This is a genomic window from Pseudomonas sp. NFX15 (assembly GCF_049132105.1).
In the GTDB taxonomy this organism is placed as follows: Bacteria; Pseudomonadota; Gammaproteobacteria; order Pseudomonadales; family Pseudomonadaceae; genus Aquipseudomonas.
The window spans coordinates 74097-99983 of the sequence record NZ_JAFMPV010000013.1 but is presented as its reverse complement, the minus strand read 5'-3'; the positions used below and the strand labels follow the sequence as shown (position 1 = coordinate 99983).

General features: G+C 59.9%; 24 protein-coding genes and 2 pseudogenes. 15 read left to right on the top strand and 11 right to left on the bottom strand.

Features of this window, described 5'->3' with window-relative positions; all coding sequences use genetic code 11:
• The first annotated feature begins 408 nt into the window (after positions 1–408).
• From J1D76_RS15885 to J1D76_RS15870, 4 genes are all read left to right on the top strand, one after another.
• Positions 409–1422, top strand: a complete 1014-nt coding sequence (locus tag J1D76_RS15885) for a Bug family tripartite tricarboxylate transporter substrate binding protein (protein WP_421139192.1) — start codon at positions 409–411, stop codon at positions 1420–1422.
• Between the two features lie 53 nt (positions 1423–1475).
• Positions 1476–2009 carry a tripartite tricarboxylate transporter TctB family protein gene (locus J1D76_RS15880; RefSeq protein WP_421139191.1) on the top strand — a complete coding sequence of 178 codons (534 nt, stop codon included), beginning with the start codon at positions 1476–1478 and terminating at the stop codon, positions 2007–2009.
• Entirely contained in the window at positions 2006–3535 is a 1530-nt protein-coding gene (locus J1D76_RS15875) for a tripartite tricarboxylate transporter permease (protein WP_421139190.1), read from the top strand. The genes J1D76_RS15880 and J1D76_RS15875 overlap by 4 nt, the downstream gene beginning before the upstream one ends.
• 69 nt (positions 3536–3604) lie before the next feature.
• Positions 3605–4546, top strand: coding sequence for a LysR family transcriptional regulator (locus J1D76_RS15870; RefSeq protein WP_421139189.1), 942 nt, complete (start codon positions 3605–3607; stop codon positions 4544–4546).
• Positions 4547–4582: 36 nt separating this feature from the next.
• Here J1D76_RS15870 and J1D76_RS15865 read toward each other — a convergent pair whose 3' ends face one another.
• Positions 4583–5446: a DMT family transporter gene (locus J1D76_RS15865; RefSeq protein WP_421139188.1), complete on the bottom strand. Its 864-nt coding sequence runs from the start codon at positions 5444–5446 to the stop codon at positions 4583–4585.
• A gap of 449 nt (positions 5447–5895) precedes the next feature.
• On the opposite strand from J1D76_RS15865, the gene J1D76_RS15860 reads away from it, so the two are divergent.
• Positions 5896–6441 carry a hypothetical protein gene (locus J1D76_RS15860; protein WP_421139238.1) on the top strand — a complete coding sequence of 182 codons (546 nt, stop codon included), beginning with the start codon at positions 5896–5898 and terminating at the stop codon, positions 6439–6441.
• Positions 6438–6653: a hypothetical protein gene (locus tag J1D76_RS15855; protein ID WP_421139187.1), complete on the top strand. Its 216-nt coding sequence runs from the start codon at positions 6438–6440 to the stop codon at positions 6651–6653. The genes J1D76_RS15860 and J1D76_RS15855 overlap by 4 nt, the downstream gene beginning before the upstream one ends.
• Before the next feature lie 43 nt (positions 6654–6696).
• Here the strand turns inward: J1D76_RS15855 and J1D76_RS15850 are convergent, their stop codons facing one another.
• Both J1D76_RS15850 and cysK read right to left on the bottom strand, forming a co-directional pair.
• Positions 6697–7635 carry an aspartyl/asparaginyl beta-hydroxylase domain-containing protein gene (locus tag J1D76_RS15850; RefSeq protein ID WP_421139186.1) on the bottom strand — a complete coding sequence of 313 codons (939 nt, stop codon included), beginning with the start codon at positions 7633–7635 and terminating at the stop codon, positions 6697–6699.
• Between the two features lie 249 nt (positions 7636–7884).
• Positions 7885–8859: a cysteine synthase A gene (gene cysK, locus J1D76_RS15845; RefSeq protein WP_421139185.1), complete on the bottom strand. Its 975-nt coding sequence runs from the start codon at positions 8857–8859 to the stop codon at positions 7885–7887.
• Between the two features lie 128 nt (positions 8860–8987).
• Here cysK and J1D76_RS15840 point away from each other — a divergent pair, with 128 nt between their 5' ends.
• The 3 genes from J1D76_RS15840 (at position 8988) to J1D76_RS15830 (ending at position 12246) form a co-directional block, all read left to right on the top strand.
• A complete protein-coding gene (locus tag J1D76_RS15840) occupies positions 8988–10064 on the top strand; it encodes a DUF748 domain-containing protein (protein WP_421139184.1) in 1077 nt (358 codons plus the stop codon).
• A gap of 145 nt (positions 10065–10209) precedes the next feature.
• Entirely contained in the window at positions 10210–11055 is an 846-nt protein-coding gene (locus J1D76_RS15835) for an AAA family ATPase (protein WP_007911294.1), read from the top strand.
• Positions 11056–11067: 12 nt separating this feature from the next.
• Positions 11068–12246, top strand: a complete 1179-nt coding sequence (locus J1D76_RS15830; RefSeq protein WP_421139183.1) for a vWA domain-containing protein — start codon at positions 11068–11070, stop codon at positions 12244–12246.
• Positions 12247–12668: 422 nt separating this feature from the next.
• Here J1D76_RS15830 and J1D76_RS15825 read toward each other — a convergent pair whose 3' ends face one another.
• The 4 genes and pseudogenes from J1D76_RS15825 to J1D76_RS15810 all read right to left on the bottom strand — a co-directional run.
• The gene (locus J1D76_RS15825; RefSeq protein ID WP_421139182.1) at positions 12669–13598 is read right to left on the bottom strand and encodes a biotin-dependent carboxyltransferase family protein; all 930 of its coding nucleotides are present in this window, start codon (positions 13596–13598) and stop codon (positions 12669–12671) included.
• Entirely contained in the window at positions 13595–14299 is a 705-nt protein-coding gene (gene pxpB / locus J1D76_RS15820; RefSeq protein WP_421139181.1) for a 5-oxoprolinase subunit PxpB, read from the bottom strand. The genes J1D76_RS15825 and pxpB overlap by 4 nt, the downstream gene beginning before the upstream one ends.
• A complete protein-coding gene (locus J1D76_RS15815) occupies positions 14296–15048 on the bottom strand; it encodes a 5-oxoprolinase subunit PxpA (RefSeq protein ID WP_421139180.1) in 753 nt (250 codons plus the stop codon). The genes pxpB and J1D76_RS15815 overlap by 4 nt, the downstream gene beginning before the upstream one ends.
• An 83-nt stretch (positions 15049–15131) precedes the next feature.
• A pseudogene (locus J1D76_RS15810) lies at positions 15132–15279 on the bottom strand (MFS transporter); the annotation flags it as partial.
• Between J1D76_RS15810 and J1D76_RS15805 the strand changes: the two are divergent.
• From J1D76_RS15805 to J1D76_RS15790, 4 genes and pseudogenes are all read left to right on the top strand, one after another.
• A pseudogene (locus J1D76_RS15805) lies at positions 15275–15448 on the top strand (LysR family transcriptional regulator); the annotation flags it as partial. The pseudogenes J1D76_RS15810 and J1D76_RS15805 sit on opposite strands and share 5 nt — an antisense overlap.
• 112 nt (positions 15449–15560) lie before the next feature.
• Positions 15561–17480 carry an IucA/IucC family protein gene (locus tag J1D76_RS15800; RefSeq protein ID WP_421139179.1) on the top strand — a complete coding sequence of 640 codons (1920 nt, stop codon included), beginning with the start codon at positions 15561–15563 and terminating at the stop codon, positions 17478–17480.
• Positions 17470–18681 carry an MFS transporter gene (locus tag J1D76_RS15795; protein WP_421139178.1) on the top strand — a complete coding sequence of 404 codons (1212 nt, stop codon included), beginning with the start codon at positions 17470–17472 and terminating at the stop codon, positions 18679–18681. Before J1D76_RS15800 ends, J1D76_RS15795 begins: the two co-directional genes overlap by 11 nt.
• Positions 18682–18696: 15 nt before the next feature.
• Positions 18697–20808 carry a TonB-dependent receptor gene (locus J1D76_RS15790; RefSeq protein ID WP_421139177.1) on the top strand — a complete coding sequence of 704 codons (2112 nt, stop codon included), beginning with the start codon at positions 18697–18699 and terminating at the stop codon, positions 20806–20808.
• A gap of 44 nt (positions 20809–20852) precedes the next feature.
• Here J1D76_RS15790 and J1D76_RS15785 read toward each other — a convergent pair whose 3' ends face one another.
• Genes J1D76_RS15785 through J1D76_RS15775 form a run of 3 tightly spaced genes read right to left on the bottom strand, consistent with a single transcriptional unit; the run spans position 20853 to position 22715 of the window.
• Positions 20853–21395: a DUF2937 family protein gene (locus tag J1D76_RS15785; RefSeq protein WP_421139176.1), complete on the bottom strand. Its 543-nt coding sequence runs from the start codon at positions 21393–21395 to the stop codon at positions 20853–20855.
• A 13-nt stretch (positions 21396–21408) separates the two neighbouring features.
• On the bottom strand, positions 21409–22185 hold the full coding sequence (locus J1D76_RS15780) for a class II glutamine amidotransferase (RefSeq protein ID WP_421139175.1): 777 nt from the start codon (positions 22183–22185) through the stop codon (positions 21409–21411).
• Positions 22186–22217: 32 nt separating this feature from the next.
• Positions 22218–22715 carry an MFS transporter gene (locus J1D76_RS15775; protein WP_421139174.1) on the bottom strand — a complete coding sequence of 166 codons (498 nt, stop codon included), beginning with the start codon at positions 22713–22715 and terminating at the stop codon, positions 22218–22220.
• A gap of 147 nt (positions 22716–22862) precedes the next feature.
• Between J1D76_RS15775 and J1D76_RS15770 the strand changes: the two genes are divergently transcribed.
• Both J1D76_RS15770 and J1D76_RS15765 read left to right on the top strand, forming a co-directional pair.
• A complete protein-coding gene (locus tag J1D76_RS15770) occupies positions 22863–24917 on the top strand; it encodes a S9 family peptidase (protein WP_421139173.1) in 2055 nt (684 codons plus the stop codon).
• Between the two features lie 202 nt (positions 24918–25119).
• Positions 25120–25593: a cyclic nucleotide-binding domain-containing protein gene (locus J1D76_RS15765; RefSeq protein WP_008015977.1), complete on the top strand. Its 474-nt coding sequence runs from the start codon at positions 25120–25122 to the stop codon at positions 25591–25593.
• Here J1D76_RS15765 and J1D76_RS15760 read toward each other — a convergent pair.
• Positions 25590–25880 (bottom strand): hypothetical protein, encoded by a 291-nt coding sequence (locus J1D76_RS15760; RefSeq protein WP_421139172.1) that lies wholly within the window; start codon positions 25878–25880, stop codon positions 25590–25592. The two genes, J1D76_RS15765 and J1D76_RS15760, sit on opposite strands and share 4 nt — an antisense overlap.
• Positions 25881–25887 lie beyond the last annotated feature (7 nt).

Below are 25887 nucleotides of genomic sequence, written 5' to 3'. Positions count from 1 at the left end.
TCTTTTATTATTGTTGTGGAACAGCAGCGCCGTTGCTTGACGGCGTTAATGAGCACTATCGAAGGCGCGGTGATAACCGTCTAATCAAAACTTGAAATCAGGCGATAGCCTCGGGTTATGTCATGCCGTGCTTTCAACCACCTTTCAACGCAGGTCCCTGTAGGAGCGAGCCTGCTCGCGAAGATCGTCAACGAAAACGCGTTTTACCTGAATGAACGCGTTGCCCTTGAGTCCTTCGCGAGCAAGCTGCTCCTACAGAGAAACTGGAGGTATAACCCCAGGCTATCGGTGTATGTATAGTTTTGACTAGACGCCGCGCCCACACCTTCCCACACTCAGCCCAGGCTTGCGGCTTCACGGCGTAGACAAGTCACTCATAACAACTACAAAAAACGAGGCTCTTCCATCATGCGAAATGCATTCGTCCGTCGCACCTCCCGTTTGTTTCTCGGCTGTGCGCTGATCGCCGCCGGCACCCTTCCCGCCTTCGCTGAAGCCTGGCAACCGGACAAGAACGTCGAGATCGTCGTGGCCGGCGGACCCGGTGGCGGCACCGACCAGCTCGGTCGCTTGATCCAGTCGATCATCACCACGCACAAGCTGCTTGACGTGAATACCATCGTCCTGAACAAGGGCGGTGGCAACGGTGCCGAAGCTTTCCTGGACCTGAAGATGAGCAAGGGCGATGCCGACAAACTGGTGATCGGCACCAACAACATCTACCTGTTGCCGCTGGTGTCCAAGCTTGGTTACGAATGGCGGGAACTGACCCCGATTGCCGCCGTGGCCGAGGACGACTTCATTCTCTGGAGCTACAAAGGCGCGCCGTGGAAGGATGCAAAAGGCTTCTACGAAGCGGTCAAGACCGACCCGTCCAACCTGCGCATGGGCGGCAGCCAGTCCAAGGACGTCGACCAGACCCTGACCCTGCTGCTGAACCAGACCAATAACGCCAAACTGGTGTACATCCCGTTCAAGAGCGGCAGCGAAGCCGCAACCCAACTGGCCGGCAAACACATCGCTGCCAACGTCAACAACCCCAGCGAAAGCATCAGCCAGTGGCGTGGCGACCAGGTCGAGCCGCTCTGTGTGTTCAGTAAAGAACGCATGGGCTACACCGAGAAAGTCGCTGGCGACAAATCCTGGGCCGACGTGCCGACCTGTCACGAAGAGGGCCTGGGCATCGATCAATATCGCTTCCCGCGCACCGTGTTCATGCCGGGCGACGTCACCGCCGAACAGCGTGCGTTCTACGTCGACCTGATGCGTAAAGTCACCCAGACCGATGAGTTCAAGGCCTACGTCAAGCAGAACGCGTTGGTGCCGACCTTCCTTGAAGGCGAGCCGCTGACCGCCTACATCGAACAGGACACTGCCCGCGTTACGCCGGTGTTCAAAGAAGCCGGCTGGCTGAAAAACTAAAGTCGTCGCGACCGCTCGCCTGTGGGCGGCCGTGGCCTGCTGGAGGTGTTTTCATGTCCCATTCTTCGGATTCACCGGCGCTGCTCGGCACCCGTTGGGTCGAGCTCGGCCTGGCGCTGTTCACCACTCTGATCGGCGCGGTGGTGATGTACGGCAGCCTCGAACAAGGCATCGGCTGGGGTGATGCCGGCCCCGAGCCGGGTTACTTCCCGTTCTACATCGGCCTGCTGCTGGGCGCTGCGAGCCTTGCCAACGGCGTGTTGGCCCTGGTGCGCTGGCAAGCCTTGAGCGTGGCATTTGTCAGTCGCAGTGCATTCAAGCAAGTGCTGTCGGTGTTCGTGCCGATCGCGCTGTTTGTCGGTGCCATGCCGTTTACCGGCATCTACCTCGCTTCGGCGGCATTCATTGCCTGGTTCATGTGGCGTGACAAGGTCCGCGCCAAGCCTTACGGCAAATGGATGATCGGCAGCGTGTCCCTGGGCGCGGTGCTGGCCAGTTATTTGATTTTCGCGCTGTGGTTCAAAGTGCCGCTGGATGCCGGCCCGATGGGCGACTGGATTGCCCTGGCCGGGAGACATTTCAAATGAGCGAGTTCGATTCCCTGCTGCAAGGCATGAACCTGATCCTCACGCCGGGCCATGTCGGCCTGATGGTGATCGGCGTGCTGCTGGGCATTCTGGTCGGCGTATTGCCGGGCCTCGGTGCCCCCAATGGCGTGGCGTTGCTGTTGCCACTGACCTTCACCATGTCGCCGGTGTCGGCGATCATTTTACTGTCGTGCATGTACTGGGGGGCGTTGTTCGGTGGTTCGATCACCTCGATCCTGTTCAACATCCCCGGTGAGCCCTCATCGGTGGCGACCACCTTCGACGGCTACCCGATGGCCCGCGAAGGCCGTGCCGCCGAAGCCCTGACCGCTGCGTTCAGTTCGGCGCTGATCGGCGCCCTGTGCGGGGTGTTGCTGCTGACCTTCCTGTCGACGCGGATTGCCGAGTTCGCCATGTCCTTCAGCTCGCCGGAGTTCTTCGCGGTGTACCTGTTGGCGTTCTGCACCTTCATTGGCATGAGCAAGAACCCGCCGTTGAAAACGGTGGTGGCGATGATGATCGGTTTCGCCATGGCCGCGGTCGGCATGGACACCGTGTCCGGCAACCTGCGCCTGACGTTCGACCAGCCGATCCTGATGACCGGCATCAGCTTCGAAGTCGCGGTGATCGGCCTGTTCGGTATCGGTGAAATCCTTTGCACCGTGGAGGAAGGCCTGGTGTTTCGTGGCGAGCACGCACGCATCACGCCGATGGTGATTTTGCGCACCTGGGCGAAGTTGCCGCGCTATTGGTGGACGATTGTGCGCAGCACCCTGGTTGGTTGCTGGATGGGCATTACCCCGGGTGGCCCGACCGCCGCCTCGTTCATGAGCTACAGCCTGGCGCGGCGTTTTTCGAAGAACCGCGACAACTTCGGCAAGGGTGAAATCGAAGGCGTGATCGCCCCGGAAACCGCCGACCACGCGGCCGGTACCAGTGCCCTGTTGCCGATGCTGACCCTGGGCATTCCCGGCTCGGCGACCGCGGCGGTGATGCTCGGTGGCCTGATGATCTGGGGCCTGCACCCGGGGCCAACACTGTTCGTCGAGCAACACGATTTTGTCTGGGGCCTGATCGCCAGCATGTACCTGGGCAACGTGGTCAGCCTGATCGTGGTGCTGGCCACCGTGCCGCTGTTCGCTTCGATCCTGCGCATCCCGTTCTCGATCATCGCGCCGATCATCATCATGGTCTGCGCCATCGGGGCCTACTCGGTGCACAACGCGTTCTTCGACGTGCTGCTGATGCTGGGCTTTGGCGCGCTGGGGTATCTGTTCAAGAAACTCGGCTACCCGATTGCGCCGCTGGTGCTGGCGGCGGTACTGGGCGACAAGGCCGAAGATGCGTTCCGCCAGTCGATGCTGTTCTCCGACGGGCACTTGGGGATTTTCTGGTCCAACCCCTTGGTGGGCAGCCTGACCACGGCGGCCCTGCTGATGCTGTTCTGGCCGTTGATTTCCAAGGCGCTGGGTGTGCTGCTGGGCCTGCGCAAACCCCATGTCGTCAAACCAAAATCGGTGCTGTGAAGCAGCAATGCTGGCAACGCCTGGCATTTGTTGTCAGGCTTGCCGCAGTCCTTCTTGCGAGCGCGGCCCATGACCCGAATTCCTGATGCGAACGTGATCCACAGTCGACTGCGCCTGCGCCAATTGCGGTTGATGCTGGCATTGCAGGAATTCGGCTCGTTGCGCCGCGCCGCCGACCATATCGGCATGACCCAGCCGGCCGCGACTAAAATGCTTCATGAAGCCGAGGACCTGTTGGGCGTCGAGTTGTTCGAACGCCTGCCCCGGGGCATGCGCTCTACGCCGTTCGGAGAAACGGTCATTTACTACGCACGCATGGTGTTCGCTGAACTGAGCGGCATGCGCGAAGAACTGGTCGCACTCGAATCCGGCAACCTTGGCCGAGTCGCGGTCGGGGCCATTCCGGCACTGGCTTCGGGGCTGTTGACGCGTACCATCGCCACGTTGAAGCAAAGCCACCCGCGCCTGTCGATGAGCATTCAGGTCGACACCAGCGATGTGCTGGTGCAGGCGCTGTTGCAGGATCAACTGGACATCGTGCTGGGACGAATTCCGGCTGGCGCCCGGGCCGAAGAGTTGCTGTTCGACAGCCTCGGCGAGGAAGCGCTGTGTGTGATTTCCGGCGCGCAGAATCCATTGGCAAAGGCCACGCAGTTGAGTTGGGCCGAACTGCAGAACATGACCTGGGTGCTGCAACAGCAGCCCAGCCCGATGCGCGCAATCATCAACCAGGTGTTCCACAACGCGCGGGTCGATATCCCCAGCAGCATCGTCGAAACCACGTCGATCATGACCTTGCTGTCATTGATCCAGCAGACCGACATGCTCGGCGTCACGCCGCTGTCGGTGGTCGAGGATTACCCCGGGCGCGATTTGCTCGCGGTGCTGCCGATCAAGTTCGAGGCGCGGCTGCCGCCCTTCGGATTGATTACCCGACGTCATCGCATCCAGTCGTCGGCGATGCAGGCGTTCATGAATTCGGTGCGGGCCGAGCACGCGCTGGCCAAATGAAAAAGGCCCGGAGCATGGCTCCGGGCCTTCCTGGGTTTACGCCGATTTACGGAACACAAACACCAGGCCGACGATGATCAACAGCATACCGAACAGGCTCAGCATCGCCAGTCGATTGCCGAAGATCAGATAGTCCATTACCGCCGTCACCGCCGGCACCAGGTAAAACAGACTGGTGACGTTCACCAGATTGCCCCGGGCGATCAAGCGGTACAGCAACAGTGTCGCCAGCACCGACACCACCAGGCCCATCCATAGCACCGGCAGGATGAAACCGCTGCTGTGCTCAAAGTGAAACGGCTGGAAAGGCACGAAGATCGCGCACAACAGCAACCCGGCGAGGTACTGCACCGGGAGCGTGCCGAGGGGATTTTCGGTGATGCGTTTCTGCATGATCGAGCCGAACGTCATGCTCGCCAGCGCCAGCAGCCCGAACAGCATCCCGGCCAGTGACATCCCGGCCAGGCCGATCCCCTGATAGACCACCATGATCAACCCGGTCAGGCCCAAGGCCAGGCCGAACATCCGGCGCCAGGAACGCTGACGTTCCATCAGCACCACGGTGAGGATCGGCTGCACGCCCATGATGGTCGCCATCACACCCGGTGTGACTTTGAGGTCGAGGGCCAGCAGATAGAAAATCTGATAAGCCCCCAATAACACCACGCCCGTGGCCATCGCATAGAGCATCGGTTTGCCGCCCTTGGGCAACTTCAGCTTGAGCAGCGGCACCAGCAGGATCAATCCACACAACGCGATGACGAAACGAAACATCAGGAACGCAAAGGGCGACGCGTGGGCCAACCCCCATTTGGAGAAGATCGCCCCACTGCTCCACAGCAGAACGAACAGGCTCGTGGACGCCGCCGCAAGCGCGGATTTTTTCGAAAGGACAAACATGTAGACCACCTGTAGTCAGGCAAAAAGCCAACTCAGCCGAAGCTGAAATTCAGTTGTTTTTCCAGGCAGGCGTGGGGAGCAGCAGACAGCAGCTGATCAGCCCGAAACGCCAACGCCCGGCGGTGATACGACTGCGCACACCGGCGTACTACTGACAGGTGGGGGGTAATGACTGATCTGCCCGGGCTGCTGCTTCTCGCACGGCACGACGCCAGCGTTGACCGCTGAATCGACTACCGCGTTGATGAGGGATACAGGCATTGGGCTGATCTTTTTTTGAAGGGTTGAAAAAGCAGGTCATGGAACCTGCGTGCGCCGACTATAACCAGCCCTCGACATGGATTGCAACGACTTGGTCAAAAGGCCAGTAACGACAAGTACAAGGGTGCTACCTAGGCTTGAAAGCAACTGCAATGCCCGACGATGGGGAATGGAATGCAAGAGATCACATGCCAAGGGAAAGGAGTCATCTTCGGTATCAGTTGTACAGGTCAAAAGCACGGAAGCTTGCGAGCCTCAAGACCGCCCAACTGCAACATCAACTGGAAATGGTCGGTCCAGTGGAACTCGATTTATCACGGGTACGCTTCGAAGCGATCAGTACACAGGCCCTGCACGCTTGGGAGCGCTGGGAGGACTCCCACTTCTCATGGGGTGAGGTTGCTGGATGGAAAGCGAGGGAGCCATTAGCGCTGGACGTTGCCATCTGGTTCGATGAACACCTGTGCGGATTATGCTTTGCCAATCCAAACAACAGCCGGCAAAGAATGCGCATTGTGCGACTGGAGGGAAGTCCTGCAAAGGCTCACCCTCTTAAAAAACGTATTGCGCCACTGTCCATGCTGGTCATCGAGCAATACGCCCGGATCATCGGTAGCACGCTAATGGAAGTTCAAGAACCATTGGAAGAAGCTGTTTCAGTCTATAGACGACTGGGCTTTTACTTCGACGCGGATCGTCGACTTGTCAAAGCCGTGGAGAGCCTTGTATCGTGAAAAAAATTCAATTAACGGACAACTCTGGAGGAAACATGCGAAAGGCGATTAAAAACACCTCCTCAAGAAAGCGTTCGCCCGCAGTGGGCAATAAAGACATAGCCTTGGCATTGACTGCCAGTGAGCGTCGCCTACTGCAACTCATCGCTACAGGGATCGAAGACGAACCCGCCGGCATTCTCGCAGGCGCATCATACAAATTTTCATCATAAAAAAACCGCTCATCACGAGCGGTTTTTTATTGCGTAACTGGCCTCAGCCAAACAACCAATACCCCAACAACGTCAGCACCGCTACGGCCAGTACCGGGCGCAGCACGCGGTAGGCCTTGGGATTGCGGCGTTTCCATTGCTTGACCACGCCGCTGAATTTGTCGCTGGAGTTCTTGCTCCAGGCGTAGGCCTTGTTGATTCCACCCACCCTTTCGTCATCCAGGTTTTGCGGCGCTGTTGCGCGCCCCAGCCAGGCGCTGATGCTGCGATTGACGCGGGTCATGAGGCGATTGCTCAGCGGGCGCTCAATGTCGCAGAACAGGATGACACGGGTCATTTCCGTTTCATTCTTCACCCAGTGCACGTAGGTTTCGTCGAACATCACATCCTCACCGTCGCGCCAGGCATAGACCTGACCGTCGACAAAAATACGGCAGTCGTCGGAATTCGGTGTCGACAACCCCAGGTGGTAACGCAGGGAACCGGCAAACGGATCGCGGTGGGGATTGAGGTGGCTGCCACCCGGAAGCAGTGCAAACATGGCGCCCTTGATGTTGGGAATACTGCTGACCAGCTCTACGGTTTTCGGGCACAGGGCTTCGGCCGACGGCAGCGGTTTGTCGTACCACTTGAGGTAGAAACGCTTCCAGCCTTTCTTGAAGAACGAGCCAAACCCGGCGTCGTTGTTCTTTTGCGCCGCACGGATATAGCCCTCGTCGAACAGGTGCATCGCTTCGTCGCGAATCACTTCCCAGTTATCCCTGAGCACATCGAGTTCGGGAAACTTGCTGCGATCCAGGTACGGTTTCGACGGCACTCCCGAGAACATGTACATCAAGGCGTTATAGGGTGCGAACAGTGCCGAATGGTTAACGAACTGACGCAAAACCGGCAGGCGCGCCTTGCCACGTAAATGCACATAGAGGGTACTGCCGAGAAACAGCAGCAACAACGAGGCCTTCGCGGCAAACGATAAGGTCATCAACAACTCCTTTGAAGATAAGCGACATAGCGCCACGTCCAGGGCTCAACGTGGCTACCTGCATGATAAACACCATCGACGCAGTGCAAAACCTGCACGTTTCTACATTCAATGTTAACAAATATGCAACAAAGGATTTCTTACCATAAGGCGCCTGAACGCCGGCTGATGCAAATCCATCATCAGCCGGATCCAATCAATAGATTGCTACCAACGTCAAAATCCCCGTAGACAACGGTGGATCTGTGCTTACTGCTGGTTTTCCTGTTCGGTGAACAGATCACTGAACAGCATGCTCGACAGATAGCGTTCACCGGAATCCGGCAGGATCACCACGATAGTCTTGCCCTGCATTTCCGGGGTTTCCGCCAGCCGCACGGCCACGGCCATGGCAGCGCCGCAGGAAATCCCGCACAAAATCCCCTCCTCCTGCATCAGGCGCAAGGCCATGGCCTTGGACTCTTCGTCGCTGACCAGCTCGACCCGATCGACGATCGACAAATCGAGGTTTTTCGGCACGAAACCAGCCCCGATGCCCTGGATCTTGTGCGGGCTCGGCTTGATTTCTTCGCCGGCCAGGGCCTGCGTGATCACTGGCGACACCAATGGCTCGACCGCTACAGAGAGAATCGGTTTGCCTTGGATATTCTTGATATACCGCGAAACCCCGGTGATGGTTCCGCCTGTTCCGACGCCTGCCACCAGCACGTCGACCGCGCCGTCGGTATCGTTCCAGATTTCCGGACCGGTGGTTTTTTCGTGGATGGCCGGGTTGGCCGGGTTGTCGAACTGGGCCGGCATGAAATATTTCGACGGGTCGCTGGCAACAATTTCACCTGCTTTTTCGATAGCGCCCTTCATGCCTTTGGCCGGTTCGGTCAACTCCAGTTCGGCCCCCAGGGCCTTGAGTACTTTACGGCGTTCGATGCTCATGGACGCCGGCATGGTCAGCACCAATTTGTAGCCACGGGCGGCGGCCACGAAGGCCAGGCCGATGCCGGTATTGCCGGAGGTAGGTTCGACGATCGTCATGCCCGGCTTGAGTTTGCCGCTGCTTTCGGCATCCCAGATCATGTTCGCGCCGATCCGGCACTTGACCGAGTAACCCGGGTTGCGTCCTTCGATTTTGGCCAGGATGGTCACACCACGCGGCGCAATACGATTGATCTGCACCAGCGGCGTATTCCCGATGGAATGGGCGTTGTCAGCGAAAATGCGGCTCATGGCTGGGTCCTTAACGACAGCATTGAAGAGGGCAACAAGGTAAGCCTCTTGCCCACGGGCGTCCAGTCAGGTCGAACGTCCGCTGATCAGCGCAGTCAATGGCTTTAGATCGCCAGAGATTTGCCATCATGAAACGTCGATACAGTTGGCCCCTGTGGACCCTCGTCGGCCTCGTTGTGCTGCTGATAACGCTGCACATTGCCTTGCCGTATCTGGTGCGCAATTACTTGAACGAGAAGTTGGCAGACATGGGCGACTACCGGGGCCAGGTCACCGACGTGGACCTGGCCTTGTGGCGCGGCGCCTACAAAATCAACGGACTGAAGATCGTCAAGGTCGACGGCAAGGTGCCGGTACCCTTCGTCAATGCACCGTTGATCGACCTCTCCGTCAGCTGGCATTCGCTGTGGTACGACCATGCGGTGGTGGCCGAGGTGCAGTTCTTCAAACCCGAGATCAACTTCGTCGACGGTGGCGCCAACAAGCAGAACTCGCAGACCGGCCAAGGCACCGACTGGCGTGCCCAACTCGGCAAACTGCTGCCCATCACCCTCAACGAAGTGCGAATCAGCGACGGCAAGATCAGTTTCCGCAACTTCAACTCCAAGCCACCGGTGAACATGAACGCCACTAACGTGGACGCCAGCATCTATAACCTGACCAACGTGGTCGACACCAAAGGCAAGCGGGATGCACGATTCGAGGGTAAAGCCCTGCTGCTGGGGCACGCACCACTCGAAGCCACGGCCACCTTCGACCCCTTGAGCAACTTCGAAGACTTCGAGTTTCGCTTGCGCGCCAAGGACATCGAGCTCAAGCGCATGAATGACTTCGCCTCGGCCTATGGCAAGTTCGACTTCAACGCCGGCCACGGTGACGTGGTGATCGAAGCCGAAGCCAACAAAGGGCGACTGACTGGCTATATCAAGCCGTTGCTACGGGATGTGGACGTGTTCAACTGGCAGCAGGATGTGGAAAACAAGGACAAGGGGCTGTTCCGGTCAATCTGGGAGGCTCTGGTCGGCGGCACCGAAACCGTCTTGAAAAACCAGGGCAAGAACCAGTTTGCAACCAAGGTCGAACTCAGTGGCAACGTCCATCAGCAAAATATCAGCGCGTTCCAGGCGTTTTTGCAGATTTTGCGCAATGGATTCATCCAAGCCTTCAATGCCCGGTACGAACGACCCAAGCCGGAGACCGGCTAAGTCAAGATGTGACGCTCCATTCAGAGACTGAATAAGCCGTCTGCGTTCACAGTCGACCGGGCGCCGCGTTATAGTCGGGGCTGACCATTTTATTGCGCCCCGCCCTGCCTCGTTCAGGTCGGCGTTACCGTTCGAGGATTAGCAGATGAAGTTCGAAGGCACCCAGGCCTACGTCGCCACCGATGACCTGAAGCTGGCGGTCAATGCCGCCATCACCCTGGAGCGGCCGTTGCTGGTCAAGGGCGAACCAGGCACCGGCAAGACCATGCTCGCCGAGCAATTGGCCGAATCCTTTGGCGCCAAGCTGATCACCTGGCACATCAAGTCCACCACCAAGGCCCATCAGGGTCTGTACGAGTACGACGCGGTGAGCCGCCTGCGCGACTCGCAACTGGGCAACGAAAAAGTCCACGACGTTCGCAACTACCTGAAAAAAGGCAAGCTCTGGGAAGCCTTCGAATCCGAAGAGCGGGTGATCCTGCTGATTGACGAAATCGACAAGGCCGACATCGAATTCCCCAACGACCTGCTGCAAGAACTCGACAAGATGGAGTTCTACGTTTACGAGATCGACGAGACCATCAAGGCCAAGAAGCGCCCGATCATCATCATTACCTCCAACAACGAGAAAGAGCTGCCGGACGCCTTCCTGCGCCGCTGCTTCTTCCACTACATCGCCTTCCCCGACCGCACCACCCTGCAAAAAATCGTCGACGTGCACTACCCGGACATCAAGAAAGACCTGGTCAGCGAAGCGCTGGACGTGTTCTTCGACGTGCGCAAGGTGCCGGGCCTGAAGAAGAAGCCTTCGACCTCGGAGCTGGTGGACTGGCTGAAACTGCTGATGGCCGACAACATCGGCGAAGCGGTGCTACGCGAACGCGATCCGACCAAGGCCATCCCGCCCCTGGCCGGCGCACTGGTGAAGAACGAACAGGACGTGCAGCTGCTGGAGCGTCTGGCGTTCATGAGCCGTCGCGGCACCCGCTAAGAGGCTGATGCCATGCTGCTCAACCTGTTCAATGAAATGCGCGCAGCCAAGGTGCCAGTCTCGGTGCGTGAACTGCTGGACCTGATCAACGCGCTGAAACAGCGCGTGACCTTCGCCGACATGGACGAGTTTTATTACTTGTCCCGGGCGATCCTGGTAAAGGACGAAAAGCATTTCGACAAGTTCGACCGGGCGTTCGGCGCCTACTTCAATGGCCTGGAAAAGCTCGACGATCACCTGCAAGCGCTGATCCCTGAGGACTGGCTGCGCAAGGAGTTCGAGCGTTCGCTGACCGACGAAGAACGGGCGGCGATCCAGTCCCTCGGCGGCCTGGACAAGCTGATCGAAGAGTTCAAGAAACGCCTCGAAGAACAAAAGGAACGCCATGCCGGCGGCAACAAGTGGATCGGTACCGGTGGCACCAGCCCGTTCGGCTCCGGCGGTTTCAACCCGGAAGGCATTCGGGTCGGTGACGCCGGCAAGCGCCAGGGCAAGGCGGCCAAGGTCTGGGACCAGCGCGAATACCAGAACCTCGACGATTCGGTTGAGCTGGGTACGCGCAACATCAAGGTCGCCCTGCGCCGCTTGCGCAAGTTTGCCCGTCAGGGTGCGGCGGAAGAGCTGGACATCGATGGCACCATCGACCACACCGCCAAGGATGCCGGCCTGCTGAACATCCAGATGCGGCCGGAGCGGCGCAATACCGTCAAGCTGTTGCTGCTGTTCGACATCGGCGGCTCGATGGACGCCCACGTGAAGATCTGCGAGGAATTGTTCTCGGCCTGCAAGACCGAGTTCAAGCACCTGGAGTACTTCTACTTCCACAACTTCATTTATGAATCGGTGTGGAAGAACAACATGCGCCGCACCTCCGAGCGCACTTCGACCCTGGACTTGCTGCACAAGTACGGCGCCGACTACAAAGTGATCTTCATCGGTGACGCCGCCATGGCGCCCTATGAAATCACCCAGGCGGGCGGTAGCGTCGAGCACTGGAACGAAGAAGCCGGCTACGTATGGATGCAGCGGTTCAAGGAGAAGTACAAGAAACTCATCTGGATCAACCCGTACCCGAAGGACACCTGGGGTTATACCTCGTCGACCAATATCGTGAGGGATTTGATCGAGGACCAGATGTATCCGCTGACCCTTCGCGGGTTGGAAGAAGGAATGCGGTTTCTCTCCAAGTAACTCTATTGTCTGCTCTGGCGCCATCGCGAGCAGGCTCGCTCCCACAGTGATTCGCGTTGCTCACAAATTTTGTGAACACCATTGAACACTGTAGGAGCTGGCTTGCCAGCGAAGGCGTCCGATCTGCTGCTACAAGGCTCAAGATTGCATTCGCTGGCAAGCCAGCTCCTACGGTGACTTGCGATGCTCACGACTTTTGTGAACACCATTGATCCCTGTAGGAGCTGGCTTGCCGGCGAAGGCGGCCAATCTGTCACTGCAAGTCTCAAGATTGCCTTCGCTGGCAAGCCAGCTCCTACGGTGACTTGCATTGCTCACAAATTTTGTGGACACCATTGAACACTGTAGGAGCTGGCTTGCCAGCGAAGGCGTCCGATCTGCTGCTACAAGGCTCAAGATTGCATTCGCTGGCAAGCCAGCTCCTACAAGGGGCGGTTGAAGCGCTGTAGATACTCGGTATGCTCGCGGTGCGCCACGTCCTGCACCACCGGTCGCAAGCTCAACGAGGTACCCGGCAGGCACTGCGCCAATCTTGCCAGCGCCAACGGCGTCAATGCTCCCAGTCGCGGATAGCCGCCAATGGTCTGCCGGTCGTTGAGCAGTACAATCGGCTGTCCGTCCGGTGGCACCTGCACCGCGCCCAGCGGAATACCTTCGGAGACCATCGGTTGGCCCTGGTACTGCAACGGCGTGCCCAACAGACGAATCCCCATTCGGTCGGCTCGGCTGTCCAGGCTCCAGCGGCTGTTGAACGCGTCGAACAGGCTCTGCCCACTGAACTCGCCAATCTGCGCGCCGAGCACCAAATCCAGCACGGGGTCGCCGGTGAAGTCGGGCACGCAGTCGCTCGGTAACTCGCGCAGCAACACCAGCGAATTCCCCGAATAGTTCAAGGTCGCGCCTTTACCCAGTGCATGGCCCAAACCATCCAGACCACCGAGCTGTTCCCGAACAACCGTCGCGCTACTGCCCAGCACTTTCGGCGCATCAAATCCACCCGGCGCCGCCAGATACGCCCGGGCCCCGTGCAACGGTTGAGTGAAGTGCAGCCGCTGACCTTTGCGCAGCCTGAAACTGCGCGATGGCGCCAGCGCGTCGCCGTCCACCTGCGCACCCAGATCCGCACCGGCCAAGGCCAGCACACAGTCTTCCTCGGCCAAAACACTAAACCCGCCGAGGGTAATTTCGATCACCGTTGCGTCCAGTCCGTTGCCCAGCAACCAGTTGGCCCACGACATCGAGCGCCAATCGGCGGCGCCGCCCTGGGTCACACCCAAGTGCCGAACACCGAAGCGACCGGCATCCTGCAACAGGCACAGCGGCGTACTGGTCTCGACTCTCAATCGGCTCATGCCTGCGCCTCCAGCGGCGTATCGTCACCGCCCAGGTTGATGAACTCGGCGTGGCCCACGGCTTCGAAACGCACGGTATCTCCCGGTTGCATCAGGCTGTAACCGTCACGGTTGCGATCGAATAATTTGGCCGGCGTACGGCCGATCAGGTTCCAACCACCCGGCGACACCACCGGGTAGGCCGCCGTCTGCCGCTCAGCGATGCCGACACTGCCGGCGGCGACTTTCTTGCGGGGTGTGTTCAGACGCGGTGCGGCGAGCACCTCTTCCACCAGCCCCATGAAGGCGAACCCCGGCGCAAACCCCAGGGCGAACACCTGGTACTCACGCTCGCTGTGCCGACGGATCACCTGCTCCACCGCCAGGCCACTGCGCTGCGACAACAGGGTCAATTCCGGGCCGACGCTCATGTCGTACCACACCGGCAACACATGACACTGACCCCGGGCATGAGCGTTGGGCGACAGATCGATCAACGCCTGGGCAATCAACTCCCGGGCCTGGGCGGGACTCAGCGCGGTCAGGTCGTAATGCACCATCAACGTGGTGTACGACGGCACCAGATCAATCAAATACCCGGCAAATGCCGACCGCAGGCTTTCGCTGGCCGCCAGCATCCATGGCATGTTGGCTTCAGCGATTTCATCGAACAGGCGCACCATCAGGCAATCCAGCGCCACCACTTCCACTCTCAGCTTCATGGCGCGCTCTGCCGGTTCAAGGCTTCACGGATACGTTGCACGGCCGCGACCGAACCGGCGTTGTCGCCGTGCACGCAGAGGGTGTTTGCCTGCAAATGCAGGGCGCTACCGTCACTGGCGGTGAGTTGATCGCCACGGGCAATGGTCAGCGCTTGCTCGATGATGGTTTGCGGGTCGTGATGCACTGCGCCCGGCAGTTGTCGCGACACCAGCCTGCCAGCACTGTCGTAGGCACGGTCGGCGAAGGCCTCGAACCACAGGGTCACGCCGTACTCCTCGCCCATTTGTTGGGCGGCGCTGTTGTCGCGGGTGGCCATCAACATCAATGGCAGGTTGCGGTCATAGGACGCCACCGCTTGCAGCACGGCGCGCAACTGCGCCGGGTTGGCCATCATGTCGTTGTACATCGCGCCATGGGGTTTGACGTAACTAACCCGCCCACCCTGGGCCCGGCAGATGCCGTCGAGGGCGCCGATCTGGTAATGCAGAAGGTCTTGCAGTTCCTGGGTGGCATACGTCATGGAGCGACGGCCGAAGCCCACCAGATCCTGATAGGCCGGATGCGCACCAATCTGCACGCCGTGGCTGAGGGCCAGGCTGACGGTCTTGCGCATGATGCTCGGGTCGCCGGCGTGGAAACCGCAGGCGATGTTGGCGCAATCGATGAAGGGCATGATTTCCGCGTCCAGACCCATGGTCCAGGCACCGAAACTCTCGCCAATGTCGCAGTTCAATAGCAGGCGGCTCACGCTGAACACTCCTGTAGGTTTTATTCTTTTCAGCTGCGGGACATATCTGTAGGACAGGCCCGCAGATTATCAGTTACAGCGCGTCGAATGCGCGTGGGGAACAACTCGGTCAGGAACGCGCCCATGCCACTGAAAATCCCCGACGCGAAGAAGCCCAGCCACAGCATCACGCCGTTGCTGACCGGCAGTTGCGTGTACAGCAACACACATGGTGAACGAGCCGACGGCCTTGCTGGCCATCGACCAACGCCCGCCCAACCTGCAAGTGGTGGTGTCATGGCGGGTCGGCGCAGAGTGGGTCGAAGAGATCGTGACCTTGTGTCAGCACGTGGTGGAACACTATGCCCAGAAAGTGGGCAAGCACTACATGGTCTTGAGTAAACCCCTGGCCGGTTTCTGAAAAGGAGTTTTTCACAGCGCAAATAGTAATCTTTATCATTTGCGTTATTATTTTAAAAATGTATTCTCTGTGCGCATTCAGCTAGATCACTGTCCAGAAGGAGTCGGACTCGATGCGCGCTTACACGCAAAAACAGCAACAATTGCTCTCAAACTGGAGCGAAGCCCTCGGCACTCCGGCCTTCCAGGCCCACCGCATCACCCTCGACCATTTGAGCAATGCCCTGGAGCCCGCCGCCCAACGCTGCTTCCAACGCCTGATCCAGGCGCTGTTTCGCGAAGGTCTGATCAACCCCGACGCCTGTGAATACGACAACAGTCGTTGCTGGCTGCCGCTTGGCGACGGTGCACAACTTTGCTTCGATCACCTGTCGGGCGGAAGAATGAACAGCTGGGACGTTCGCGGCAGCATCGTCCTGCACACCCCCGACAGCCTGCCCCACAAAATCCAGTTGCCCAGCGAACTGCTCGCTCACCTCAGCACTCAGCTCAACCCGCCCGCCTCCCCGCAAGTACTGGAACGTCTGGCCCGCGAGCTGGACGATAGCTACAGCAACGACACCCTGTGCCTGGCGTTCCACCATGGATGGACCGAACGCCTGAGAGAGCAGATCGACACCGAGCACGACGACAATCTGCTCGCCTGGCTCAAAGCCAGCCCCGACCACCAGAACCCGACGTCATTGCTCGAACAGTGGGGCACGCTCGGCCACCCTTGGCATCCGAACTACAAGACCAAACTGGGCTTGAGCGCTGCGCAGGTCATCGCTTTCTCGCCGGAATTCGAAGCGAGTTTTCCGATTGTGCTGTGCGCCCTGCACCGTCAGTACGCACACGTCGAATCACTGGCCGGCACCGCCGATTACCGGGACTGGTGGCAGGGCTACTTCCCGCAGGCCGCCGAACAATTGCAGCGCCATTTGCAGCAACGGGGCCTGGAGGTAACGGACTACCTCCCGCTGCCATCGCACCCATGGCAAGCCGACGAAGAACTGCCCAATTCATTCGCCAGCGAGATCGCCGACAACCTGCTGATCGTCACCGACATCGTTGCCTTCACAGGCCACCCGACCATGTCCTTCCGCACGGTCGTACCAGAGGCCAGCCGCGTTGCACCAATGGTCAAACTGCCGGTGGCCTTGCGCCTGACCAGCGTGCAGCGCACCGTGTCGCCGCGCTCGGCCCGGATGGGACCGCGCATCAGCCAACTGATACTGCAGATTCTCGATCATGAACCGCAGATTCAGCGCCTGCTGAACATCGTGCCGGAACGAATCGGCGTGCACTACGCGCTACAACCGGCCAATGACGAACGGTCTCGGCATGCCGCTGTGCTGTACCGCGACAACCCCCTGACCCTGCTGCAAGAAGGCGAACTGGCCGTGCCGGTCGGCAGCCTGTTCGCGGTCAACGAATTCGAACAACCGTTGCTGCGTGACTGGGTGCAACTGGCTCAGGGCCGCGACGACAGCGAGGCCATGCTGGTGTTCTTCGATGATTACCTGTCGATTGCCGTCCCGAGCCTGCTGGGCATCTACCTGATGTATGGCGTGGCGTTCGAAGCGCACCAGCAAAACAGCTTCATGGTGATGGCCGCTGACGGGCAGTTGAATCGGCTGCTACTGCGTGACTTCGGCGACATTCGCATTGATCGCAAAACCCTGCACGCCAAGGGTCTGGATATCCAGCTGCACGATCCGAAAATGACCCTGTACGACGACGCCGGTTTTGTCCGCGACAAGCTCCTGCACACCACGTTCATGTGCCACCTCGGTGAGTTGACGTTGCTCTGCGCCCGCCACTGGAATGTGCCGGAAAATATCCTTTGGGAGCGTTTGGCTACGCACGTTGAACGGTGCTTCGAGAGCGTGCGCGAGCACGTCGAACCGGCACGCTGGGAAAGCGAGCGTCAGGCCCTCCTGGAACAGGATTGGCCGGCCAAATCGTTCATGCGCATGCGCTTGCACGACAGCCACGCCGACATCGTCGGACGCCTGAGTAATCCGCTGCGAACCAACGCCGATGCTCGCTGATGGTCGAGCGTTGCGACTGCTGATCGTCATCCAGTTTGTCTCCATGGGTGCCATGGAAATGAGCGGCCCGTTCTGGCCCCTGCAGATCCAGCATCTGCTTGGGCCGGAGGGCGCCGGCTACACCGCACTGCTATCGGCGCTGGTCTATGCCGGCCCGATGCTGGCGGCCATGCTGCTGACGCCCGCGTGGGGGCGGTTGGGTGATCGCACCGGACACAAGCCGATGATCGTTCGGGCGTTGCTGGCACTGGCGCTGTGCCAGGGGCTGGCGGCGATTACCCTCGACCCGTGGCTGCTGGTGGGCATTCGAATAATGCAAGGCGCATTGGCCGGGTTTCTCGCCGCCGCGCAAGCCTATGCCCTGGCTTGTTGCGACAGCTCCCGGCGCGGTCACACCCTGGCCCGTCTGCAATCGGCGACCGCCGTTGGCTCGTTGATCGGCCCGGTACTGGGCGGCTGGCTGATGGACATCTCGGGGTTTGCCCTGCTCTGTTATGGCGCAGCGGCTATTTGCATGCTGTGTGCACTGGGGAGTTTTTTCCTGCCGGCCGACAAGGCGCGAGCCTCGACGAAGAAACCGGTTGCGCCGGTGGCCCTGCCTAAAGGCTGGCTCGGTGGAATCCTGTTGGTGATCGTGTTGATTCAAGCCGCGAAGATGATGCCGCAGCCCTTCTACGCGCTGTACGTCGCCGACGTTCTGCAGGCGCCGGGCTGGCTGATCGGCGCTACTTACGCGGCGAGCGCCGCGACCCTGGCCATTTCCGCACCTTTGTGGGGGCGTCTGTTCGACCGCTGGCAGCCGGCTTACACCTTGCGCGTCATCGAAGGCATTGCCTGGCTCTGCGCCCTGACGCTAGCCGCCACGGCACTGGCTAACGAATGGCTGGGGTTTCTCGTCAGCCGTTTGGTCTGGGGCATCTGGCAAGGCGCGCTGCTCCCCGTCGCCTATGCACTGATCGCCAACACCGTGTCTTCAAGCCAGCAGGGTTTTGCACTCGGCCTGGGCAACAGCGCGGCCAAGGCTGGCGCTCTGCTCGGTGCCGTCCTCGGCGGGATCGGCATGGGTCTGGTCGGGCTGGCCCACAGTTTCTGGCTGGTGGCATTGACCTACGCACTGGTCGCCGTCGGGATCCGCTGGGTGCGCACATTCACCAGCACACCTGCCCCCGCCATCTTATCTACCCACACTTATCACGACTAAAAAAAAGACAACCTCATGACCCGAACCAAACTTTCTTTGATGATTCCGCTGCTCGGCTCCTTCAACGCCCAGACCTGGGCCGAGGACACCGACCAGCAACCCGGCACATTGAACATGCAAGCCACCGTCGTTTCCGCGACGCGCAGCGAAGCGACCATTGCCTCGATTCCTGGCTCGGTCCAGATGATTGACGAACAACAGATCCGCCAACAGAGTGGCGCCGGGCGTCGGGTCTCCGACATTCTGGGGCAACTGGTTCCCGGCCTGGCGCCGTCCAGCGGCGGGATGAGCAACTTCGGCCAGACCCTGCGCGGGCGTAACATGCTGGTGTTGATCGACGGCGTGTCGCAGAACGCTACGCGCGACAACTTCCGCCAGCTCAACAGCATCGCGCCGGCCAGTATCGAACGCATCGAGGTGGTTTCCGGCGCCAGCAGCATTTATGGAGCCGGCGCTTCGGGCGGCATCATCAACATCATCACCAAGCGTAACCGGGGTCAGGATCTTGCCTACAGCAGCAAACTGGGCCTGACCACTGGCAACAACCTCAACAGCAAAGGTTTCGCCTACGAGGCCTTTCAGAGTGCGACCGGGCGCAAAGATGCCCTGGACTGGTACGTGTCCGCCGACCTGACCCAGCGCAACGATCAGTACGACGGCAACGGCAATCGCATCCCTCAGGACACGTCCCAGGGCAGCAACATGGACACCGACACCTATGACCTGCAAGGTCGTTTCGGTTACGAACTGGATGCCGATAAAAAACTCAGCCTGTCGCTGCAGGACTACAAAGACCAGCAGGACACTGACTTCACAAAAGACCCGAAAAACCTGCAAGAGGCCGTGGCAGTCAAAGGACTGAAACTCGACGACCAGCCCTACACCCATAACCAGGCGGCCAACCTCAATTACACCGACAACGACTTCTACGGCCAGGGCCTGCAACTGGAAAGCTACTGGCGCCGGGCCGACGCACTGTTCTTCCCGGACCTGTCGCGGGGCAAGGCCGGGATCGCCGACAACAACAGCGTGCAGGATGTGTACGGCCTGCGTGCGGCCATCGACACACCATTGCCGGCCATCGGCAGCGCCACAGGCAACCTGGTCTGGGGCGCCGACTATGATCACGAACGCTCCCGCCAGCGCGGTGACCAATACACCCTCAATGGGCTGACCTACACCAAGACTGGCACCACTTACGAGATGGGTCCGGATATCGAAACCACCACCAAGGCGCTGTTCGGGCAGATGTCCTGGGACATCGGAGACTGGACCTTGCGTGGCGGAGTGCGCCGCGAATGGATCGAAAGCGAGGTTTCCGACAGCATCGCCTACGGTCAGATCGTCCAGACCGGCGTACGCGCCATCCTGCCCGGTGACACCCTCAAGTACGACGCTACGCTCTATAACCTGGGCGCGGTCTATCACCTGAGTGAACATCAGGACGTCTTCGCCAATTACAGCCAGGGGTTTTCGCTGCCGGACATCCAGCGCTTCTTACGTGACGTGAACAGCACCTTCGACATCCAGAGCCTCAACGCCCAGGCCATCAAGGTCGACAGCTACGAGCTGGGCTGGCGTGGTGACTGGGACCGGTGGCAGGCCGACGTCACCGTTTATGAAAACACCTCGGACGTGACTCAGTTCTACGATGCCAATGACCGTGTCTTGCGTCTGATCAACCAGAAGGAGCGGGTCCGCGGCATCGAAAACAGCCTGACCTACCTCGCGACCGATCACTGGTCGGTGGGTGGCACCTATGCCTGGGCCAAAGGTGAGACCGAGCAGAACGGGAAATGGATCGATCTGCCGGCGACACGCATTTCACCGGCCAAGACCACGCTGTTCGTCGGCTATGCCGAAGACGATTACACTCTGCGTCTGCAAGGCATGCGCCTGACCAGTTACGACGCTGCCGCCAAGGACAATAACGGGCGCGAAATCGACGGCTATACGCTGGTGGACCTGCTCGGCTCCGTGTACTTGCCGGTCGGTCGTCTGGAAGGCGGGGTGTACAACCTGACCAACCGCACGTACGTCAACCTGTTCGCCCAGGCCAACGCCAAAGCGCCATTCCCCAACGCCGAAGGCCGTACCTTGAGCATGACCTATTCGATTGATTGGTAATCAAGCAAGGCGCTGGCTTGCCGGCGCCTTGACGTTCGACGGTGTTACAAGCCGCGCAAATCCCGCTCTTCAATCGGCCGGCTCTGGCGCAGGCGCCTGCCACCGAGCACTACCCAATCGATCAACCGGTACAGGCATTCCAGGCCGAACGACAGCAACAAGGCGCCACTCATGCCCCAGATCATCGCTTCCGGCGTCAGCAGGATCTGGTAGCTATAGCCATTCCAGGTTTCCTTGCGAATGTCTGGATCGGCGGCCAGCACCACTTGCAGGACGCGGATGTACCACGGCCCTTGCATCGCCTGGAACTGCTTGTCCAGCGCGACCTGGCGAGTCAAAAGATTGCTCAGGCTGTCGGCATCGCTACGGAAAATCGGGTCTTCGCTGGCCCGGTAATGCGCGACCAGCGCCTGCATATCGCCTTTGAAGAATTGGTTGGCGGTGTTCTGGAAACCACTCAGCCCAGCCTGCGCCTCGATCAGATGTGCTTCGACGCGCTTGGCGTAATCGCTGATGAAACCCGGTACCTGGACACCGATCAACAGGCCCGCCGCAAACAACACCAGCCGTAGATAACTGAGCAACATGGGAAGCGGATCCTTATTCGGTCTTGCCCAGGCTGACGCATTCACCGCGCCGCCAAAGGCTCCATTGGCCCGGTTCGTAGCGGGTCCAGGTTTCGTTTTCAGTCAGGGGTTCGGTGGCGATCACCGTGACCACGTCGTTGGGTGTGGTTTCGGCCTGAAAATCGACGATCACGTCGACATCTTTCAGGCGCGCCGGGCCAAACGGTGCGCGACGGGTGATTTGCGCCAGTTTGGTCGAGCAGTAGCAGAACAACCAGTCGCCGTCGCTGAGCAGACAGTTGAACACGCCTTTGCTGCGGTATTCTGCGCAGGCGGCCACCAGGTCCGGCAGCAGCGTTTCAATGTCGACAGGCTCGGGGAACGCCAAGCGCACGCGGTTGAGCAAATCGCAGAACGCCGCTTCGCTGTCGGTGTCGCCGACCGGGCGATAGAACGTGGCGGCGGGCTGGAAATCCGCCAACTGGCCGTTATGCGCAAAACACCAGTTACGCCCCCACAACTCGCGGACGAACGGGTGCGTGTTGGACAGGCAGACCTTGCCGACGTTGGCCTGGCGAATGTGGCCGATCACCACTTCGCTCTTGATCGGATATCGCTGCACCAGGTTGGCGACTTCCGACTCGCAACTTGCCGCCGGGTCCTGGAACAGACGCAGCCCACGCCCTTCATAGAAAGCAATGCCCCAGCCATCGCGATGCGGGCCGGTGCGCCCGCCGCGCTGCATCAGCCCGGTAAAACTGAACACGATATCGGTCGGGACATTGGCGCTCATGCCCAATAACTCACACATGCTTGGACTCTCGCTCAACCGCTGGGGCCAGGTTACAGACGGGGTTCGACGCGCATCCGCTGAGGATTGCTCGGCACGGGCGGCCGACCGTAACGATCATCGCCGGCACCGCCGAACGGTTGATCGTCCTCAGGCGCTTCGGCGCGGACCGCAGCTTTGGCGGCGGCTTCACGTTCCTTGCGGGCGTTGGAAGCGCGCTCGATGGGGAAACGGATCGCCACCAGCACCAGATACAGGCCGAAGGCAATCATGCCGTACATCAATAGATCGGAAATCGCCCGCCAGGCGTTGTTGCCGACCTTGAACAGCAGGTCCAGCGCGGTAATGGCGACGGCCGGGGCGACTTTGTCCTTCACCGGGTCGATGATGGTCGGGCTGAACAGCAGCACGGCCATTGCCAGCCGCAATGGCTCACGCAGCCAACGCCACATCCAGCGGGTCAAGCGCATCCACACCAACAGGCAGCCTAAAGCGGCGAAGGCGTAGAGGCCCCAAGCGATCAGATAGTCGTTCTCGGTCATGGTGTCCATGGCAAGGCAGGCAAAGAGGCGCTTATGATAACGGCTTTTCGCCCCTCAGGCTGCATCAATGCCTTCGGCCAAGACACATAACCCTGTGGGAGCAAGCTTGCTCCTACGGGTTTGAACCCCATTTCGTACACTGTTCGAGATTTCTTCATGCCCCTATCCGCCAACATTCACGACGCTCCGATTGCCCACAAGGCTGAAGGCTCCGACCCGTATGCCTGGCTGCAAGAGCGCGACACCGATGCAGTGCTTGACTACCTGAAGGCCGAAAACAGCTATCAGGAAGCGCAAACCGCCGATCAGGCCGAATTGCGCGAAACCCTGTTCAACGAGATCAAGGGGCGCATCCTCGAGACTGACCTGTCCCTGCCCTCGCCCTGGGGACCGTACCTGTATTACACCCGCACCACCGCAGGCGACGAATACGCCCGACACTATCGCTGCCCGCGTCCGGCGGATGACAGCCTGATCCTCGACGAAAGCCGCGAACAACTGCTGCTGGACCCGAACGAGCTGGCCAACGGTGGCTTCTTTTCCCTGGGTGCGTTCAGCATCAGCCCCGATCATCAACGCCTGGCCTACAGCGTCGATTCCAGCGGCGATGAAATTTACACGCTGTTCGTGAAGGAATTGTCCGACGGCCGTGTGAGCGAACTGGCGTTCGAGGACTGCGACGGCAGCATGACCTGGGCCAACGACAGCCTGACGCTGTTCTTCGGCGAACTGGACGATACTCACCGCCCGCACAAGCTGTATCGCTATCGACTGGACGGTACGGCGGCCGAAGAAGTGTTCCATGAGCCGGACGGTCGCTTCTTCATGCATTGCTACCGCTCGAGCTCCGAACAGCAACTGCTGCTGTCCGTGGGCAGCAAGACCACCAGCGAAGTCTGGGTGCTCGATGCCGCACAGCCCCAGCAGGCGTTCACCTGCCTGGCGCCACGGGTGGAGGATCATGAGTACGACGTCGACCACGGCGTACTCGACGAGCAATGGACCTGGTTCATCCGCAGCAACCGCGACGGCATCAACTTCGCCTTATACACGGCCGTCGACACTGGCGCCGTACCGACCGAAGCCGATTGGCAGAACCTGGTCCCGCACAGCGACACGGTGATGATCGACGGCATCAGCCTGAACATCGGGGCCATGACCCTCAGCCTGCGGATTGGCGGCTTGCCGATTATCGAAGTTCACCCACAAGGCCTGGCGCCTTATCGCGTGCAACTGCCGGATGCAGCCTACAGCCTACACGTACAAAACAGCCTGGAGTTTGACAGCGCGCGGATTCGCCTGCGCTACGAAGCGTTGAACCGCCCGGCGCAAGTCCGTCAGTTGGAACTGGCGACCGGCGAGCAGAAAGTCCTCAAGCAAACCCCGGTGCTCGGCCCATTCGATGCCGATGCCTACGTCAGCCAGCGCCTGTGGACCACTGCGCCGGACGGCACGCAAGTGCCGATCAGCCTGGTGATCAAACGCGCCGACCTCGGCAAACCGGTGCCGCTGTACCTCTACGGTTATGGCGCCTATGGCGAGAGCCTCGACCCCTGGTTTTCCCATGCACGCCTGAGCTTGCTGGATCGCGGCATGGCGTTTGCCATTGCCCATGTGCGTGGCGGCGGCGAGTTGGGAGAAGCCTGGTACCGCGCGGGCAAGCAAGAGCACAAGCACAACACTTTCAGCGATTTTATCGCCTGTGCCGAACACCTGATCGCCCAAGGCTTCACCACTGCCCCGCAATTGGCGATCAGCGGCGGCAGCGCCGGTGGCTTGCTGATCGGCGCGGTGCTCAACCAGCGGCCGGAGCTGTTTGGTGCGGCCATTGCCGAGGTGCCGTTCGTCGACGCACTCAACACCATGCTCGACCCCGACCTGCCACTGACCGTGACGGAATACGACGAGTGGGGCAACCCGCAGGAGCCGGACGTCTATGATCGGATCAAGGCCTACGCCCCGTACGAAAACGTCACCGCGCAAGCCTATCCGGCAACCTTGGTGATCGCCGGCTACAACGACAGTCGGGTGCAATATTGGGAAGCGGCCAAGTGGGTAGCGAAATTGCGTGCGACCAAGACCGACAGCAATCCGTTGCTGCTCAAGACCGAATTGGGTGCCGGACACGGCGGGATGAGCGGTCGGTACCAGGGATTGCGTGACGTAGCGCTCGAATATGCTTTTTTGTTCAAGGTTTTGCGCATTGCCTGAGGAACTTGACGCGGTGTGCCGGTCTTAACTCCGCACCGCTGGCCAATTCCCCCTGTAGGAGCGAGCCTGCTAGCGAAACGATGGCACATTCAACATCGATATCGAATGTACCGGCCTCATCGCGAGGGGCTCGCTCCTACAATAGGATTGAGTGCATCAAGACAATCCCGGACAACACACATGACAAATAGACCGTGACGACATGTCTGAATCAACCTTTCTGAACAACGAAATTCGCGACTGGCTGATGGATTGCGGCCTGTTCAATCAACTGTTGCCCGCGGATTTTGCCGCGGCGTCAGGCTATTTCAGCATCAGCACGATTGCCCAAGGCGAGGAAATTTTCCAGGAGGGTGATGCCGGCAGTTTCATGTGCATCATCCACACCGGTCAGGTGGCCGTGCAGAAAACCACCGCCGACGGGCAACGGGTCACCATCGCAACCTTGCGCAGTGGCCGCTCGTTTGGCGAAATGGCCGTGCTCGACGGCGAACGGCGGTCAGCCAGTTGTGTGGCCGCGAGCAACTGTCAGTTGCTCAACTTGGGCAAGGACTCCCTGGAAAAGATGCTCAACGACGCACCGAAAATTGCCGCCAAGATCATCCGTGCCCTTGCCGTGTCCCTCTCCAAACGCTTGCGCATGGCCGACGGCCAATTGCTGTCGCAGCAGGTCTAGCCACCCGGTGACTTAACTTTTGACGGGTTCTGTTCAATGCCCGGCACGGGTTGATCCTTGGTCGGCGGGCTCGGCATTTCAATGGGTACCAATGGCGGACCACTGCTACCGGGCCCGACTTTCGGCAAGGGTGCCGGGCTGATTTGCGGATACGGCGTGGGAGTCGCGGTGCCGGGCGAACCGGGCATCGGCGCAGGGCTGACGGGAATCGATTGCAGCTGTTGGGCCTGCACTGCAGTTATCGAGAGCGCGGCCAGGGCAATGACCGTTAGAATGGTGCGCTTCATCTATGGC